This window comes from Pseudomonas sp. 65/3-MNA-CIBAN-0223 (assembly GCF_040310425.1).
GTDB lineage: Bacteria > Pseudomonadota > Gammaproteobacteria > Pseudomonadales > Pseudomonadaceae > Aquipseudomonas > Aquipseudomonas gregormendelii.
This window is the reverse complement of the sequence record NZ_JBEOPV010000011.1, coordinates 126105-142158: the sequence shown is the minus strand read 5'-3', so window position 1 is coordinate 142158 and position 16054 is coordinate 126105. Positions and strand designations below refer to the sequence as shown.

Genomic DNA, 16054 nt, shown 5'->3' with positions numbered 1-16054 from the left:
ATGCCCGATAACACCCGCCGCGCCCGTGATGAGCTGTTCTGGCTGACGTTTGCCGATCGTTACTCGAAGGAACCTGGCCCGATCAATCTTGAAAACGGTTATTTCGGCCGAATGTCGCGCACGGTGGTCGAGGAATACCAGCGCAACATCGAGCTGATCAACCGCAGCAACTCGGTTCATGTGCGCCAGCGCTTCGAACAGGTCGAAAGCCTGGAGATTCGCGCGCAGCTGGCGGAGCTGATTGGCGTGCGGGCGCAAGCCGTTGCCCTGACCCGTAACGCCACCGACGCCCTGCAATCGCTGATCCGCAATTACAACCGCCTGCAGCCGGGCGATCAGGTGCTGATCTGCGACCTCGAATACGACACGGTAAAAGGTGCCATGCGCTGGCTGGCGCGTTATCGCGGTGTGGAGGTGATAGAGATTGATCACCAGCACCCCGCCTCTTTCGACTCGCTGCTGGCCAGTTACCGTGAGGCTTTCGAGCGTTACCCACGGCTCAAGCTGATGGCATTGACCCACGTCACCCATCGCACCGGGCTGGTGATGCCGGTGCAGGCCATTGCGGCGGCTGCGAGGGAACACGGCATCGATGTGATTCTCGACGGCGCCCATGCGCTGGGGCAGATGAAGTTCAATCTCGCAGAGCTGGGCATTGTTTTCGCCGGTTACAACCTGCACAAGTGGATCGGTGCGCCGCTGACACTGGGTTTCATGTACATCGCCCCGGAGCGCCTGGCGGATATTGACCCGGACATGGGCGAGCAGCATTTCCCGCTCAACGACATTCGCGCCCGCACGCCGTACAGCACCCCCAATATCCCGGCGCTGCTGACGCTGCCGCTGGTGTTCGAGGAACACCTGGCCATGGGCGGCTCCGCAGCCAAAGGCGCGCGGCTTAATTATCTGCGCAATGAGTGGGTCCGGGCGGTGCGGAATTGGCCGGGTATCGAGGTGATGACCCCGGACGACCCACGGTTGTATTGCGCGATAACCTCGATGCGGTTTACCCGGCATGCGGATCAACAGGTGATGGTCGACCGGCTGTTGAATGAGTTCAACCTGTTCACCGTTGTACGCAGCGGCGCGGCGAGCGGACCCTGTATCCGCATAACACCGGGGCTGACGACCACAGCGGCGGATATCGCGGCGCTGATCAAGGCGCTGGACCAGTTGCGCTGATTCACCACCGCCCCGCTGTAGGAGCGAGCTTGCTCGCGAAAAACCTGAGACCGCCAAGGGGTGTCAGGTTTCCAGCGTTATCGTTAACGGCCATCGCGAGCAAGCTCGCTCCTACAGGGTTATGGCGTACACGGTGGGGCTTTCTTCAGACAAAAAAAACGGTGCACCGACCAAGCGCACCGTTAAAGCCGTAGAACACACAACGACGTGTCAGTAAAACCAATCAGTCCAGCAGCGCCAACGCCTCGGCAGTGCATTCCTGGATGCGGGCCCAGTCGCCGTTCCTGATCCACTCCGGATCAAGCATCCAGCTGCCGCCCACGCACATCACGTTTTTCAACGCCATGTAGCTTTTGATGTTGGCCGGGCTAACGCCGCCAGTCGGGCAGAATTTAACTTCGCCGAACGGACCGCCCAGGGCTTTGATCGCCGCGACGCCACCGCTGACTTCCGCCGGGAACAGCTTGAAACGGCGATAGCCCAGGCCATAACCCTCCATGATCCCGGAAGCATTGCTGATCCCCGGCAACAGTGGAATCGGGCTGTCGACACTGGCTTCCAGCAGGTCACGAGTAATGCCTGGCGTGACGATGAACTGCGAACCTGCCGCCTCGGCCGCGGCCAGCATGCTGCGATCCAGCACGGTACCGGCACCGGTCATCAGTTCCGGGCGCTGCTCGCGCAGAATCTGGATAGCCTTGAGGCCGAACTGCGAACGCAAGGTCACTTCCAGGGCAGTCAGGCCACCGGCGGCAAGGGCATCGGCCAGGGGCAGGACATCCTGCTCGCGAGCGATGGTGATGACCGGCAGAATCCGCGCCTTGGCGCAGAGGCTGTCGATCAGGGCAACTTTGTCCGCCATGGAAACGGTCGGGGGAGTGTTTTTCATAGCGGCTGATCCTTGGCTCATGGGCACCAGTAAATCTCTAACGTAGGTTGCAGAAACGCGCGAATCGGCATGGCGCCGACATCGTCACCGGCCAATGCGGCACTCAGGGTGGTCAGCTTGGACTGACCGGAAATCGATAGAACTGTGGTCTCGGCCGAGGCCAGCAGCGCACGACTCATGGTCAGGCGCTGATGCGGCACGGTCGGGGCCAGCATCGGGTAGCAGCGTCGAGTGCCATCGGCTGCCAACGCTTCAGCCAGGTTCGGGCTGTTGGGAAACAGCGACGCGGTATGACCGTCATCGCCCATGCCGAGTATCAGCACGTCGATCGGCGGCAACTCTGCCAACAGACGATCGGCTTGCTCGGCGGCCAGCTCCAGGTTCGCCGTGGCGCTGTACAGGCTCAGGAATTGCGCCTTGGCCGCCGGGCCTTGCAGCAGGTAGCGCTTGAGCAGCCCGGCATTGCTGTCGGCATGCTCGACCGGCACCCAGCGCTCGTCGGCCAGGGTGACAACCACCTTGGACCAGTCGAGCTTTTGCCTGGCCAGGTTCTGGAAAAAGGCCACCGGGCTACGGCCACCGGACACCACCAGCGTCGCGGTGCCGCGAGCATCAATAGCGTCACTCAGCTGCTTGGCCACATTCAGTGCCAAGGCATCGGCCAACAGCACCGGGCTCTTGTACTCATGGGCGCTGACGCCCTGAGGCAGTTTCAAATCAGATATCGCCATACCACGACCTCCCGTCCCGCGTGATCAGTGCAATGGAGCTCATGGGGCCCCAGGACCCGGCCGCGTACGGCTTGGGCGCATCACCGGATTTTTTCCACCCGGCGATCAACTGGTCACACCACTTCCACGCGGCTTCGATTTCATCTTTACGGACAAACAGGTTCTGATTGCCGCGCATTACTTCCAGCAACAACCGTTCGTAGGCATCGGGAATCCGTGCGCTACGCCAGGTATCGGAAAAATTCAGCTGCAACGGACCGCTGCGCAGCTGCATGCCCTTATCCAGGCCTTGCTCCTTGGTCATCACACGCAAGGAAATGCCTTCGTCCGGCTGCAGGCGGATAATCAGCTTGTTGCTGATTTGCAGGCGCTGCTCCGGCGCGAAGATGTAGTGCGACGGCTCCTTGAAATGGATGACGATCTGCGACAGCTTCTGCGGCATGCGCTTGCCGGTACGCAGGTAAAACGGCACACCGGCCCAGCGCCAGTTGCGAATGTCGGCGCGTAGGGCGACAAAGGTTTCGGTGTCGCTCTGGGTATTGGAATTCGGCTCTTCAAGATAGCCCGGCACCGGTTTGCCTTCGCTGTAGCCGGCGATGTACTGGCCGCGCACCACTTGGGTGGTCAGGCCTTCCGGGCTGATCGGCGCCAGCGCCTTGAGCACCTTGACCTTCTCGTCGCGAATACTGTCGGCGGACAGGTCGGCTGGCGGGTCCATGGCGATCAGGCACAGCAGCTGCAGCAGGTGATTCTGGATCATGTCGCGCAGCTGGCCGGCCTTGTCGAAGTAGCCCCAGCGGCCTTCGATCCCGACTTTCTCGGCCACGGTAATTTCCACGTGGGAGATGTAGTTCTGGTTCCACTGGGTTTCGAACAGGCTGTTGGCAAATCGCAGGGCGATCAGGTTCTGGACGGTTTCCTTGCCCAGGTAGTGGTCGATGCGATAGGTGCGGTTTTCCGGGAAAAACTCGGCCACCGCGTCGTTGACCGTGCGCGAGGATTCCAGGTCCGAGCCGATCGGTTTTTCCAGCACCACGCGGGTATTTTCAGCCAGGCCGACTTTCGCCAGGTTTTCGCAGATGGCGCCGTAGACGGCGGCCGGGGTGGCGAAATAGGCGATGACTCGCTGGGCGCTACCGGCTTGCTCCGCCAGGGCGACGTAATCATCGGCCTTGAGGAAATCGACATGCAGGTAACTCAAGCGGGCGAGGAAACGCTCGACCACGGCTTCGTCCAGCTCCTTGGCGCCCACGTAGCGGCGCAGCTCCGTGGCGATAAACGCCAGGTGCTCCTGTTGGCTGCCCGGCTCACGGGCCAGCGCGATGATGCGCGTGTCCTCGTGCAGCAGGCCTGCACCGTCAAGCTGGTAGAGAGCAGGAAACAGCTTGCGCAGGGCCAGGTCGCCAAGGGCGCCGAACAAGGCAAAGGTGCACGGTTCAACCGTAATCGAAGGCATGATGTTGGTTCTTTTATCAAGTTAAGCTACAAATACCTTTTTTCAAGGCATCGCTCAAGAGAAAATGTAGTAATAACCACAACATTTTCGCAAAATATGGATTGCGAGTGGTGGTCAGTCGGAGCCATCAGTAGGATAGGCCACCGTCCCGGGCCTCACCAAAGGCTCAATTCGCATAGCCGAGCGGCTTTTTACAGGTGAATCAAGGAACATATATGGACCGCGTGCGAAATTTACTGGAACAGATCCAGAATCGCCTTGAAGACCTGAACAAGGCCGAACGCAAAGTCGCCGAGGTGATCCTGCTCAACCCACAGCAGGCCACCCGCTTCAGCATCGCCGCCCTCGCCCAGGCCTCGAAGGTCAGTGAGCCGACGGTCAACCGTTTCTGCCGTTCGTTCGGTGTCAGCGGCTACCCGGAACTCAAGCTGCAACTGGCCCAGAGCCTGGCCAGCGGAGCCGCGTACGTCAGCCGTGCGGTCGAGGCGGACGATAATCCGGAAGCCTATACCCAGAAGATTTTCGGCAGCGCCATCGCGTCCCTGGACAGCGCCCTGCAGGCCCTGGACCCGAACCTGATCAGCCGCGCTGTCGACCTGTTGATCCAGGCCCGGCAGATCCACTTCTTCGGCCTCGGTGCTTCAGCCCCGGTCGCGCTGGATGCGCAGCACAAGTTCTTCCGTTTCAACCTGGCCGTCACCGCCCATGCCGACGTGCTGATGCAGCGCATGATTGCGTCGGTGGCACATACCGGTGAACTGTTCGTGATCATTTCCTACACCGGCCGCACCCGCGAGCTGGTGGAAGTGGCGCGCATTGCCCGGGAAAACGGCGCCTCGGTGCTGGGCTTGACCGCTGAGGGCTCGCCCCTGGCCAAGGCCAGCACCCTGAGCCTGAATATTCCACTGCCGGAAGACACCGACATCTACATGCCGATGACCTCGCGGATCATTCAACTGACCGTGCTGGATGTACTGGCAACCGGCATGACCCTGCGCCGGGGCGTGGATTTCCAACCGCATTTGCGTAAGATCAAAGAGAGCCTGAATGCGAGCCGGTATCCGGTGGGGGATGAGTTTAACTAAGCCCAACATCGGTGTTGCCTGGTCGGGCCTCATCGCGGGCAAGCCCGCTCCCACAGAGATCTTCAGTGAGCATGGATTCGTGCGCTTCGCAGATCCCTGTGGGAGCGGGCTTGCCCGCGATGAGGCCAGCCGCAACACCACCCATTCCGAGCTAAGCCCCCACCCGCGCCTGCAAACTCAAATTCGCCCGCTCCCCCGGCGCCAGTCCCCGCCCACCTCCACTCGCCGCCTCGACACAGACAAATTCAGACATCTCGTTCCAGCTCACTCCCAGCAACGGCCGCGTCCCCGGGTGCCAGACCACGGTGTTTGCGTCATCCCCGGTATCGATGCACAACTGCCGCTGCCAGACAGGGTCCTTGAGCTGTAATTCGCCCTCGTGCTGGAACACTCGCTGGCAGCCGCCATCCACCCGCAGCTCTCCTTCCTGCTGGCATGCCTGGCGCTTCAACTGGTCGTAACCTTGCACCCCATCGAGCCCAGACAGCGCTACCTCGCCCACGTCGCCAATACGCCAGTAGGCGTGCAAAGCCTGACTCAACTGACACGGCAGGCTGTCCTGATGCTCAGTCGCCAGGCGTAGGTCCAGGCGCTCGCCAAGGTGCGCATGCAGGTCCACTTGCCAGTCGCACAGTTGCAGTTGCCAGTGCAGGCGCACGCCGTCGTCGTCCGTGCTGCTGTCGAGTAACTTCCAGTCGAGCAGACGCGCCCAGCCATGGGACGGCCAGGCGTTTTCGCTCGGATGGCGGCCATACCACGGCCAGCACACCGGCACCCCGCCTCGAATCGCGCCGACATGCGGCCACTTCGCTGCGCACCACAGCCAGGGTTTCTGGCCTTTGGGCTGGAAGTGCAGCAACTGCGCACCCTGGCGACTGAACACCGCCTGGCAGAGCGGATGATCGATCACCAGCACGTCGCGCAGTTGATAGCGCTCCCACGCGAACACAGGACGCTCGCGCAAGGATTTGAAGAAGCGTTGTAGCGGATGCTCATGCATGTGCCGCAGTCCTGAAAATCATCTGTTACCGGGAAGTGCCCGCCCCAAAAAAAAGCGGACAGCCTTGGCCGTCCGCAAAAATGCGCACATGGAGAGAAGCTTATCGCAACAGCGTTAGAACACCGACTGAATTTTCAGGCCGGCCACGATCGCGTCGTCCACCTGATCCACACCACCGGGGTGCTTCACGTACTGCAGGTTGGGACGCACGGTCAGCCAGTTGGTGACGTGAAAACCGTAGTTGATTTCAGCGTTGTACTCGGTGTCCTGGATAGGCAGGAAGGCCGGGTTGTCGTAGTCGTCGATGCCGTTGACGCCATTGATCAGCTTGCGGTTTTTCTGCGCGTCTTCGTTGACGTGGATACGGGCGATCCCGATGCCCACATCGTCTTTGGGGCGCGCGTTGAACGGGCCTTTGTAGACCAGCATCAGGTTCTGATAGTTGTCCACGACGTTGGTGTCCTTGTCGTGGAAGGTGGCGTTGGCCGCGATGCTCAGGCCACGGCTCTTGTCGCCATTGTGGTCGGTCAGCTGTTGCTGGGCGACGAACCAGTAGCCGGACTTGCTGCTGTGGCTGCGGTACGCATCACCGCTGACGGCCGCGTCGTTGCCGTTGGCATCTTCACGAACGTCGTCGGCCTTGGCGGTGCTTTTGTAGTAACCGACGCGGTACTCGCCCGGCAGGCTGTTGACGTTTGGCGACCACACCAGCTCGACTGGAATGATGGTGCCCTTGGTGCCGCTGCCGCTGAGCTTGAAGCCGTTGCCGGTTTCCAGTTGCGACGGGTTCTGGTTGTACGCGCCGATCTGCGCGTAGAGCTCGTCGTTGATGTTGTACTTCACGCGGATCGCCGCCTGGCTGACCGGCCAGTTGTACCAGATGCCGCCCACCCAGTTACCCACTTGCGAGCCGCAGAACGCCAGGTTCTGGAAGTCGCACGGGAAGCTGTTGAAGTCTTCGCCTTCGCCGAAGTAACCGGCCTTGACGTCCAGGGCGCCATCGAAATACTTCTGCTTGACCCACAATTGCGTCAGGCGCCAGGTCTGGCCCCGGCCCCAGACTTCCTGGGAAGAACTGAAGGTGCCAGCCCGTGGATCGCCGATGCGATCGTTGGAGATGTTCTTGCCGCTACGCTCGGTGATCGCCAGTTTGAACTCGGCGTCTTTCCAGCCGAAGATCTTTTCCAGGTCCAGTTGCGCCCCCAAGGCAAACTGGTCGCTGTAGCGCGCCGTGGTGTCATCGTTGTAGCCGCCCTTGAGGTTGGAGCCGACTTCGCCCACGTACTCCAGGGTGAAATCGTAGCCCGCCTCGATCAGCTTGGTCCGCTCACCACCCCAGTCGCCCGTCATCCACTTCGACTCGGGGCTGAACGCTTCAGCAGCGTGCACGGTGCCAGCCAGGCTCATCGCCGCAATCGCTGACAATTGGCAGATCAGCTGAGCGTTGTTCTTCTTCTTCATCCCTACATCCTCGTTTTATTGTTATTAACTGTTTTTATCTAACGCGGTTTACAAATCCTCGCTCCTACATCAGCGACCCTTGAACTGGGCGACGTTGGCGCTGTGGGCTTCGGCTTTTGGTTGGCCGGCAACCCCCAGGCGCTCGCCGGTCTTGGCGTCGAATAACAAAACCTTCGACGGATCAAATTGCAGGGTCAGGGTCTCGCCGACATTTGGCGCGACGTCCGGCGCCAGGCGGCAGCACACCTTGGTGTCGTTGAGGTTGACGAACACCAGGGTGTCGGGGCCGGTCGGTTCGGTCACCTGGACCTCAGCGCGAATGGTCGGCAGCCCGTTCGGCTCGTTGCCCGCCAGCACGATCTGCTCCGGACGCAGGCCCAGAATCACTTCACGATCTTCCAGACCGGCGTCCTGCATGCCCAGTGGCAACTCGCAACGGGCCTGGCCGCTGTCGAGCAATGCCAGCAGGCGACCGTCCTTGCGCTGCAAACGCAGGGGGATGAAGTTCATCGGCGGCGAGCCGATGAAGCTCGCCACGAACAGGTTGGCCGGGTTGTTGTAGATGTCTTTCGGCGTGCCGAACTGCTGGATGATCCCGTCTTTCATCACCGCCACTTTGTCGCCCAGGGTCATCGCTTCGATCTGGTCGTGGGTCACGTAGACCGTGGTAGTTTTCAGACGCTGGTGCATCAATTTCATTTCGGTGCGCATCTCGACTCGCAGCTTGGCGTCGAGGTTGGACAGCGGCTCATCGAACAGGTAAATCTTCGGCCGCCGCGCCAGTGCCCGGCCCATGGCCACACGCTGTTGCTGGCCGCCAGAGAGTTGGCCCGGTTTGCGGTTGAGCAGGTGTTCGATTTGCAGCAGCTTAGCCACGCGCGCAACTTCTTCGTCGATTTCGGCCGCCGGCATTTTGCGAATCTTCAAGCCGAAAGCGATGTTGTCGCGCACGCTCATGGTCGGGTACAGCGCGTAGGACTGGAACACCATGGCGATGTCGCGATCCTTGGGGCTCATGCCGCTGATGTCGGCGTCGTCCACCAGGATCGCGCCGCCGCTGATGTTCTCCAGGCCGGCGATGCAGTTCATCAGCGTGGACTTACCGCAGCCCGACGGACCGACCAGGATCAGGAACTCACCGTCATTGATCTTCAGTTCGATGTTCTTCAGGGTATCCGGCAAGCCGGCACCGTAGGTCTTGTTGACGTTACGTAATTCGAGAGTTGCCATGTTCTACCCCTTGACCGCGCCGGACGTCAGCCCACGCAGGAAATACTTGCCAGCGAATATGTAGACCAGCAGTGTCGGCAGCCCGGCGATCATCGCGGCAGCCATATCAACGTTGTATTCCTTGGCCCCGGTGCTGGTGTTGACCAGGTTGTTCAGGGCCACGGTGATCGGTTGTGCATCGCCGCTGGCGAATACCACGCCGAACAGGAAGTCATTCCAGATCTGCGTGAACTGCCAGATCAGGCAGACCATGACGATAGGGATCGACATCGGCAGCAGGATCTTCCAGAAGATCGTGAAGAAGCCCGCGCCATCCAGGCGTGCCGCCTTGACCAGCGCATCCGGAATGCTCACGTAGTAGTTGCGAAAGAACAGCGTGGTGAACGCCAGGCCGTAGACCACGTGCACCAGCACCAGGCCGGTGGTGGTGTTGGCCAGGCCGAGCTTGCCGAGGGTGAACGAGGCTGGCAGCAGGACGGTCTGGAACGGCAGGAAGCAGCCGAACAGCAACAGGCCGAAGAACAGTTGCGAGCCACGGAAGCGCCACATCGACAGCACGTAGCCATTCATTGCACCGATGAAGGTGGAGATCAGCACTGCGGGCACGGTGATTTTCACCGAGTTCCAGAAGTAACTGCCGACACTGTCCCAGGCCTTGAGCCAGCCAATGCCATCGATCACGGTTGGCCAGCTCAGCAGGTTGCCGGTGCGGATGTCCTCGGGGGTTTTGAAGCTGGTCAGCAGCATCACCACCAGCGGGATCAGGTAGACCGCGGCGGCCAGCAACAACGTGGCGTAAATGGCGATGCGGCTGAAGCTGAGCGCCGGTTTGCCCAGTTGATTACTCATGGCGTTTGCCTCGCAGTTCCGAGTACAGGTAAGGCACCAGGATCGCCAGGATCGCGCCGAGCATCATCATGGCGCTGGCCGAACCAATGCCCATCTGGCCACGGCTGAAGGTGAAGGAATACATGAACATCGCTGGCAGGTCGGACGAGTAGCCCGGGCCGCCTGCGGTCATTGCAGCCACCAGGTCGAAGCTCTTGATCGCGATGTGCGCGAGGATCATGAAGGCGCTGAAAAATACCGGGCGCAGGCTCGGCAACACGATCTTCAGGTAGATGGTCGGCAAGCTCGCACCGTCGACTTGCGCGGCACGGATGATCGATTGATCGACACCGCGCAGGCCGGCCAGGAACATCGCCATGACAAACCCGGAGGCTTGCCATACGGCAGCGATCACCAGGCAATACACGACGCGATCCTGATCCACCAGCCAGTCAAGCCGAAAACCTTCCCAGCCCCAGTCACGCAGCATCTTGTCCAGGCCAAGGCCTGGATTGAGCAGCCATTTCCAGGCGGTACCGGTGACGATCATCGACAGCGCCATCGGGTACAGGTAGACGGTGCGAATGAAGCCTTCCTTGCGAATGCGCTGGTCCAGCAGCACCGCCAGGAACACCCCCAGCACCAGGCTGATGCCGATGAACATGCCGCCAAACAGGGCGAGGTTCTTGCTCGCGACCCACCAGCGGTCGTTGTCCAGCAGCCGGGTGTACTGCTGCAGGCCGACCCATTTGTAGCTCGGCATGAAGCTGGAATTGGTGAAGGACAGGACGAATGTCCAGATGATGTAACCGTAGAAACCAACCAACACGATGAGCATGCTCGGCGCGAGTACCAACTTGGGTAACCAGCGTTGCAGCGCATCGAACGGTGAGGCTTTGCTGAAAACCGCCACAGAGCTCATCGGGATAATCCAGGTTTAAATATAAAGGATCGAAGTGCGATCCCTCGTAGGAGCTGCCGCAGGCTGCGATCTTTTGATTTTGTTTTTTTACAATCAAGATCAAAAGATCGCAGCCTGCGGCAGCTCCTACCAGGGGCTCACTCGCTGTCGGGGATTACTGGGCCGCTTTGACAGCCGATGCCAGTTGGGCGCTGGCCTTGGCCGGGTCAGCATCCTTGTCGTTCATGAAGTTGGTGACCACGTCGAAGATCGCACCCTGCACGGCCAGGGAGGTGGCCATGTTGTGCGCCATGCTCGGTTGCAGGCCGCCAGTCTTCTCGTCAGCCAGGAAGTCCTTGGCTGCGGTCTGGGCGCAGGAATCGAAGCCCAGGGCGCTCATGTCGTTGAGCATGTCGGTGCGCACCGGAATCGAGCCTTTGTTCATGCTGAAGACTTTCTGGAAATCGGTCCCCAGGGCGACCTTGGCCAGGTCTTGCTGAGCGGCGATGTCGCCTTTGCGATCGGCCTTGAGCTTGAACACGGCCAGGGAATCGATGTTGTAGGTGAAGGCTTTTTCGGTGCCCGGGAACGGCACGCACTGGTAGTCCTTGCCGGCGACTTTCTTCGCCGCCGTCCATTCGCTTTTCGCCCAGTCGCCCATCATCTGCATGCCGGCCTTGCCGTTGATAACGTCGGCGGCAGCGATGTTCCAGTCACGACCGGCGCGGTTCTGGTCCATGTAGCCGGTGAGCTTTTTCAGTTCGGTAAAAGCCTTGGTCATTTCAGCGCCAGACAGGGTTTTCTGGTCCAGGTCTACCAGGGCTTTCTTGTAGCCTTCGGCGCCCATGGTCGAGAGCACCACGTCTTCGAATACAGTGCTGTCCTGCCAAGGCTGACCGCCGTGGGCCAGGGCGATGAAGCCGGCGGCCTTGAGCTTGTCGCCGGCGGCGTAGAATTCTTCGAGGGTGGTGGGAGCCTTGTCGATCCCGGCTTTCTTGAAGACTTCCGGGTTGATCCACAGCCAGTTGACGCGGTGGATGTTCACCGGCACGGCAACGTAGTCACCTTCGTACTTGACGGTGTCGGAGACCTTCTTCGACAGCAGGCCGTCCCAGTTTTCCGCCTTGGCGACGTCGGTCAGGGTGTCGGTACTGAGCAGGCCGGTGCTGCCCCATTCCTGGATGTCGGGGCCCTTGATCTGGGCAACGCCAGGCGGGTTGCCGGCGACGGCGCGGCTTTTCAACACGGTCATGGCCGTTGAACCGCCACCCCCGGCTACGGCGCCGTCTTTCCAGGTGAAGCCGTCTTTTTCAACTTGAGCCTTGAGTACATCGACCGCTGCTTTTTCACCACCCGACGTCCACCAGTGAACCACTTCCACCGAACCTTTGGCATCGGCGGCAAGAGCACTGAGAGGGAGCGCAGACAGGGAGGCAAGAGAAATGAGCGTAGCGAGGCGAGAAATCGCATTCATCTGGAAGTACCTTTCTTGTTGTTATGCATGCAAGTCTGGTGCTTGCGCTGCATGGATTTTAAACAGGAGTCAGCCCCTCGCAGGTAACGAAGGGACGCTGGAATGTCACCACATGGTTACACAGGAACACCCTGGGACACGCGCCCCAGAGCGGTGGCCAGGCTCGGCGCCAGGGGCAGGCCGGGAATGAGGACGGCCTGCCAGGCGTGATACAGGTCGGGTTTGCCCGGCCAGATATCGGCACTGGCACGGTTTTGCGGGTCCAGTTCGTGATGCCAGCTGCCGGCTTCGCGATCGATGAAGTAACGGTCACAGAATTCCCAGAACAGCCGGTACCAGGCTTCGTACTGGCTGTCGCCGGTGCGCTTGAGCAATGCGCTGGCGGCGGCGCTGGCCTCGCAATGGGTCCAGTGCAGACGGTGCCGCACCACCGGGCGATTGTCCCAGTCGAGGGTATAGACAAGACCGGGTGCACCATCGACCTCCCAACCGTGACGGCAGTTGTGCTCGAAGAGTTTTTGCGCGTCGGTGACCAGCCAGCCCGGCGTAAGCATCCCGGCCTGGACCCGTGCCGCTTCGAGGTGCAGCAACAGCCGCGCCCACTCGAACCCGTGGCCGGGTGTGGTGCCGTAGGGGCGAAAACCGTCCGCCGGGTTGTCGTGGTTGTACTCGCGCAGGGGCTGCCAGTCGCGGTCAAAGTGTTCGACCACCAGGTAGTCGTTGGCGGCCGCGTGATCACGGATCACCCGCTCGACAATGCGCTGGGCGCGGCACAGCCAGCGTTTGTCCGTGGTGACATCGGCCAGGGCGAGGAAGGTTTCGGTGGCGTGCATGTTGCTGTTGGCGCCGCGGTAGCGCTCCTCTTCACTCCAGTCGCGATTGAAGGATTCGCGCAGGGCGCCCTCCTCTTCACTCCAGAAACGCGTGTCGATAATGTTGATCGCGTCAGCGAGCAAGGCGTGCGCGCCAGGCCGTTGCGCGACGACAGCGGAGCTGGCAGCCAAAGCGACGAAGGCGTGCAGGTAGGCGGCCTTGCCGGTGTTGCCGTCCTGATGATCGGCAACGGCGAACCAGCCACCATGCTCGGCATCGCGCATTGGCCCGCTGAGGGCCTTGACGCCATGGTCTACCAGCTCGGCAAAGCCCGGCAGGCCCTGGATGTGAGCCATGGCAAAGCTGTGGGTCATGCGTGCGGTGTTCATGGTTTCGGCGCGGGCATTGGCCGGGAGGCGGCCCTTTTCATCAAGGTTACCGAAGCCTTCAGGCAGTCTGGAGGCTTTAGCGAACGCCAGCAGGCGCAAGCCTTCGGCGGCCAGCCATTGCTGATGCGCGGGGGCGTTCAGCCAGCTGCTGAAGACGGGTTGGAAGGTGTGCATGGGGTGCCTTTTTTGTTGTTATGACTGGGGGCAGTCTAAACAACGGGGGGTGGCGGGCTTGTAACGAAGGGGGCGGGTTATGTCACCACTTTGTGACATTTGATCTGGGTATGGGTTGGATCGACTGACGCCTTCGCGGGCAAGCCCGCTCCCACAGGGTTATGCACATAATTTGAGAATGCAGGTAATCCTGTGGGAGCGGGCTCGCCCGCGAAGAACGATTACGCGGTGTACCTACTCAACACTACGCGGCAACTGTAACGTCACCCGCAACCCACCTTCACGCAGGTTCTGCAGGCTGACTTCGCCGCCATGACTGTGGGCGATATTGCGCGCAATGCCCAACCCCAACCCATACCCCTGCTGCTGCCCTGCCAGCCGGAAGTGCGGTTCGAACACCTGCTCCAAACGCTGCTCCGGCACACCCGGGCCTTCATCATCGACATGCAGGATGAACGCGCTTTCATCGTCATCGATATGCAAGTGCGCGTTCTGCCCGTACTTCAAGGCATTGTCGATCAGGTTGCCAATGCACCGCTTCAGTGCCAGCGGCTTGCCAGGGTAGGCCGCCAGCGCCCGGCCCTGCTGGGTGACGCGACCGTTGCCGTTGGGCGCCAGGTACGGCTCCACCAGGCAATCGAGCACGTGATTGAGGTCCACCGCCTCGATGTTCTCGTGGATGTCGGTGTCTTTCACGCATTGCAGCGCACCTTTGACCAGCAATTCCAGCTCATCCAGATCGCGGCCGAACTTGGCTTGCAACTGTTCGTCCTCGAGCAATTCCACGCGCAGGCGCAACCGGGTAATCGGCGTGCGCAGGTCGTGGGAAATGGCACTGAACAACTGGCTGCGCTCGGTCAGGTAGCGGCTGATGCGTTCACGCATGGCGTTGAAAGCGCGGCCCACTTCGACCACTTCACTGCCACCGCCTTCAGCCACTGGCTCTACCTCGGCGCCCAGGGACATGTCTCGCGCGGCTCGCGCCAGGCGCTTGAGCGGCCGGCTTTGCCAGTGCACCAGCAAGCCGATGAACAACAGCAAAAAGCCACTGGTGAGCACGATGAACCACACTTGCTGCGCAGGCAGGCCCTGCTCTTCCAGGCTGGTGTAAGGCTCGGGCAGGAGCGAGGCGATGTACAACCATTCGCCGGGCGCCATCTGGATCTGCGTGACCAGCACCGGTGGATTCACCGGCTCCAGGGTCAGCGCGTAATGCGCCCAGGAGCGTGGCAACTCGTCGAGTTTCAGGCCGCCGTTGAAAATTCGCAGGTCCTCGGGGCTGACGAAGGTCACGGAGATGTCCGCGTCCTGTCCCAAGGACTGGCGCAACACTTCGTCCACCGCCTTGAGCACCGCCGCTTTACGCGGGGTGATCGGCAGCACTTCCATGCCCAGGGGTTTGTCGTTGAGCGTCACGACAAAACGGGTGCCGCCCATGCTGCGCAACTGGTCAAGGACCAGCGGCCTGAAGGCGACGGGCAGGGATCGAAAGTAACTGACGCTGGCGGTCATTGAGTGCGCGAGGCTGCGGGCACTGGTGACCAGGCCTTCGAGCTGGGTAGCACGCAGCTGCGACACCCAGATCACGCTCGACAACGCCTGCGCAAACAACACCGCCAACAGTGTCAGCAGCAACATCCGCCCCAGCAGCGAACGCGGCACCGGCACCCTGGCCGCCAGTTTGCGCAGGAACTCAGTGACCATTGCTGGCAACCACATTGGCTGCCAGCTGATAGCCGCTGCCGCGCACGGTGCGGATCAGCCGTGGCGGTTTTTCCGTGTCGCGCAGGCGTTGGCGCAGGCGGCTGACCGCCATGTCGACGATACGATCCAGGGGCATCAGGTCGCGGCCACGGGTGGCGTTGCCGATGGTGTCGCGGTCGAGGATTTCCTGGGGGTGATCGAGAAACAGTTTGAGCAAGGCGAAATCGGCGCCGGAGAGAATGACTTCCTCGCCGTCGGTGTGGAACAGCCGGTGGCTGACCATGTCCAGGCGCCAGTCATCGAAGGCCAGCACCTCACCGCCGGAGCGTTCCTGAGCAAATTGTGCGCGCCGCAGCAGCGCCTTGATCCGCGCCTGCAGTTCCCGGGGACTGAAGGGTTTGCCGAGGTAATCGTCGGCACCGAGCTCCAGGCCGATGACGCGGTCAGCTTCATCGGAGCTGGCGGTGAGCATGATGATGGGCACCTGGGCCTGCCGCGGATGCTGGCGAATCCAGCGGCACAGGCTGAAGCCGTCTTCATCGGGCAGCATCACGTCGAGGATCACCAGGTCGCTCGGCGCCTCGTTCATGGCCTGCCGGAAGCCGGCGCCGTCCGGTGTGGTACGCACCTGGAAACCCGCGCGGGTCAGGTAGGTATCCAGCAACTCGCGTATTTCCTGATCGTCATCGACCAACAAAATCGACTTGTTGACTGAGCTCACGGGGCGGCGTCCTTGT

14 protein-coding genes are annotated in these 16054 nt (G+C 61.2%); 2 read left to right on the top strand and 12 right to left on the bottom strand.

The window, feature by feature from the left end; translation table 11 throughout:
• Entirely contained in the window at positions 1 to 1182 is a 1182-nt protein-coding gene (locus tag AAEZ09_RS15795) for an aminotransferase class V-fold PLP-dependent enzyme (protein WP_350599984.1), read from the top strand.
• Between the two features lie 223 nt (positions 1183 to 1405).
• Here AAEZ09_RS15795 and AAEZ09_RS15790 read toward each other — a convergent pair whose 3' ends face one another.
• From AAEZ09_RS15790 to zwf, 3 genes are read right to left on the bottom strand one after another with little or no spacing between them, the layout of a single operon-like run.
• A complete protein-coding gene (locus AAEZ09_RS15790) occupies positions 1406 to 2071 on the bottom strand; it encodes a bifunctional 4-hydroxy-2-oxoglutarate aldolase/2-dehydro-3-deoxy-phosphogluconate aldolase (protein WP_205892680.1) in 666 nt (221 codons plus the stop codon).
• Positions 2072 to 2088: 17 nt separating this feature from the next.
• Positions 2089 to 2802 carry a 6-phosphogluconolactonase gene (gene pgl, locus AAEZ09_RS15785; RefSeq protein ID WP_122840176.1) on the bottom strand — a complete coding sequence of 238 codons (714 nt, stop codon included), beginning with the start codon at positions 2800 to 2802 and terminating at the stop codon, positions 2089 to 2091.
• Complete coding sequence (zwf, locus tag AAEZ09_RS15780; protein WP_045060432.1) at positions 2789 to 4258, bottom strand: glucose-6-phosphate dehydrogenase; 1470 nt, start codon at positions 4256 to 4258, stop codon at positions 2789 to 2791. The genes pgl and zwf overlap by 14 nt, the downstream gene beginning before the upstream one ends.
• 224 nt (positions 4259 to 4482) lie before the next feature.
• On the opposite strand from zwf, the gene AAEZ09_RS15775 reads away from it, so the two are divergent.
• Positions 4483 to 5343: a MurR/RpiR family transcriptional regulator gene (locus AAEZ09_RS15775; protein ID WP_177328568.1), complete on the top strand. Its 861-nt coding sequence runs from the start codon at positions 4483 to 4485 to the stop codon at positions 5341 to 5343.
• Between the two features lie 151 nt (positions 5344 to 5494).
• Here AAEZ09_RS15775 and AAEZ09_RS15770 read toward each other — a convergent pair whose 3' ends face one another.
• The 9 genes from AAEZ09_RS15770 to AAEZ09_RS15730 all read right to left on the bottom strand — a co-directional run bounded on the left by AAEZ09_RS15770 (position 5495) and on the right by AAEZ09_RS15730 (position 16038).
• Complete coding sequence (locus AAEZ09_RS15770) at positions 5495 to 6343, bottom strand: D-hexose-6-phosphate mutarotase (protein ID WP_350599982.1); 849 nt, start codon at positions 6341 to 6343, stop codon at positions 5495 to 5497.
• Positions 6344 to 6457: 114 nt separating this feature from the next.
• Complete coding sequence (locus tag AAEZ09_RS15765; RefSeq protein WP_122840174.1) at positions 6458 to 7804, bottom strand: carbohydrate porin; 1347 nt, start codon at positions 7802 to 7804, stop codon at positions 6458 to 6460.
• Between the two features lie 69 nt (positions 7805 to 7873).
• Complete coding sequence (locus AAEZ09_RS15760) at positions 7874 to 9034, bottom strand: ABC transporter ATP-binding protein (RefSeq protein ID WP_350599980.1); 1161 nt, start codon at positions 9032 to 9034, stop codon at positions 7874 to 7876.
• A 3-nt stretch (positions 9035 to 9037) separates the two neighbouring features.
• Entirely contained in the window at positions 9038 to 9883 is an 846-nt protein-coding gene (locus tag AAEZ09_RS15755; protein ID WP_045059711.1) for a carbohydrate ABC transporter permease, read from the bottom strand.
• On the bottom strand, positions 9876 to 10784 hold the full coding sequence (locus AAEZ09_RS15750) for a carbohydrate ABC transporter permease (RefSeq protein WP_045059712.1): 909 nt from the start codon (positions 10782 to 10784) through the stop codon (positions 9876 to 9878). The genes AAEZ09_RS15755 and AAEZ09_RS15750 overlap by 8 nt, the downstream gene beginning before the upstream one ends.
• A 154-nt stretch (positions 10785 to 10938) precedes the next feature.
• Positions 10939 to 12237 (bottom strand): ABC transporter substrate-binding protein, encoded by a 1299-nt coding sequence (locus AAEZ09_RS15745; protein WP_045059713.1) that lies wholly within the window; start codon positions 12235 to 12237, stop codon positions 10939 to 10941.
• Positions 12238 to 12353: 116 nt separating this feature from the next.
• The gene (locus AAEZ09_RS15740; protein WP_350599978.1) at positions 12354 to 13613 is read right to left on the bottom strand and encodes a D-mannose isomerase; all 1260 of its coding nucleotides are present in this window, start codon (positions 13611 to 13613) and stop codon (positions 12354 to 12356) included.
• Positions 13614 to 13847: 234 nt separating this feature from the next.
• On the bottom strand, positions 13848 to 15317 hold the full coding sequence (locus tag AAEZ09_RS15735; RefSeq protein WP_205892696.1) for an ATP-binding protein: 1470 nt from the start codon (positions 15315 to 15317) through the stop codon (positions 13848 to 13850).
• Positions 15307 to 16038: a response regulator gene (locus AAEZ09_RS15730; RefSeq protein WP_045057899.1), complete on the bottom strand. Its 732-nt coding sequence runs from the start codon at positions 16036 to 16038 to the stop codon at positions 15307 to 15309. Before AAEZ09_RS15730 ends, AAEZ09_RS15735 begins: the two co-directional genes overlap by 11 nt.
• Positions 16039 to 16054: the final 16 nt, after the last annotated feature.

Coding starts and splice junctions, on each gene's coding strand:
- AAEZ09_RS15795 (WP_350599984.1), top strand. CDS start 1: ATGCCCGATAACACCCGCCGCGCCCGTGATGAGCTGTTCTGGCTGACG.
- AAEZ09_RS15790 (WP_205892680.1), bottom strand. CDS start 2,071: ATGAAAAACACTCCCCCGACCGTTTCCATGGCGGACAAAGTTGCCCTG.
- pgl (WP_122840176.1), bottom strand. CDS start 2,802: ATGGCGATATCTGATTTGAAACTGCCTCAGGGCGTCAGCGCCCATGAG.
- zwf (WP_045060432.1), bottom strand. CDS start 4,258: ATGCCTTCGATTACGGTTGAACCGTGCACCTTTGCCTTGTTCGGCGCC.
- AAEZ09_RS15770 (WP_350599982.1), bottom strand. CDS start 6,343: ATGCATGAGCATCCGCTACAACGCTTCTTCAAATCCTTGCGCGAGCGT.
- AAEZ09_RS15765 (WP_122840174.1), bottom strand. CDS start 7,804: ATGAAGAAGAAGAACAACGCTCAGCTGATCTGCCAATTGTCAGCGATT.
- AAEZ09_RS15760 (WP_350599980.1), bottom strand. CDS start 9,034: ATGGCAACTCTCGAATTACGTAACGTCAACAAGACCTACGGTGCCGGC.
- AAEZ09_RS15755 (WP_045059711.1), bottom strand. CDS start 9,883: ATGAGTAATCAACTGGGCAAACCGGCGCTCAGCTTCAGCCGCATCGCC.
- AAEZ09_RS15750 (WP_045059712.1), bottom strand. CDS start 10,784: ATGAGCTCTGTGGCGGTTTTCAGCAAAGCCTCACCGTTCGATGCGCTG.
- AAEZ09_RS15745 (WP_045059713.1), bottom strand. CDS start 12,237: ATGAATGCGATTTCTCGCCTCGCTACGCTCATTTCTCTTGCCTCCCTG.
- AAEZ09_RS15740 (WP_350599978.1), bottom strand. CDS start 13,613: ATGCACACCTTCCAACCCGTCTTCAGCAGCTGGCTGAACGCCCCCGCG.
- AAEZ09_RS15735 (WP_205892696.1), bottom strand. CDS start 15,317: ATGGTCACTGAGTTCCTGCGCAAACTGGCGGCCAGGGTGCCGGTGCCG.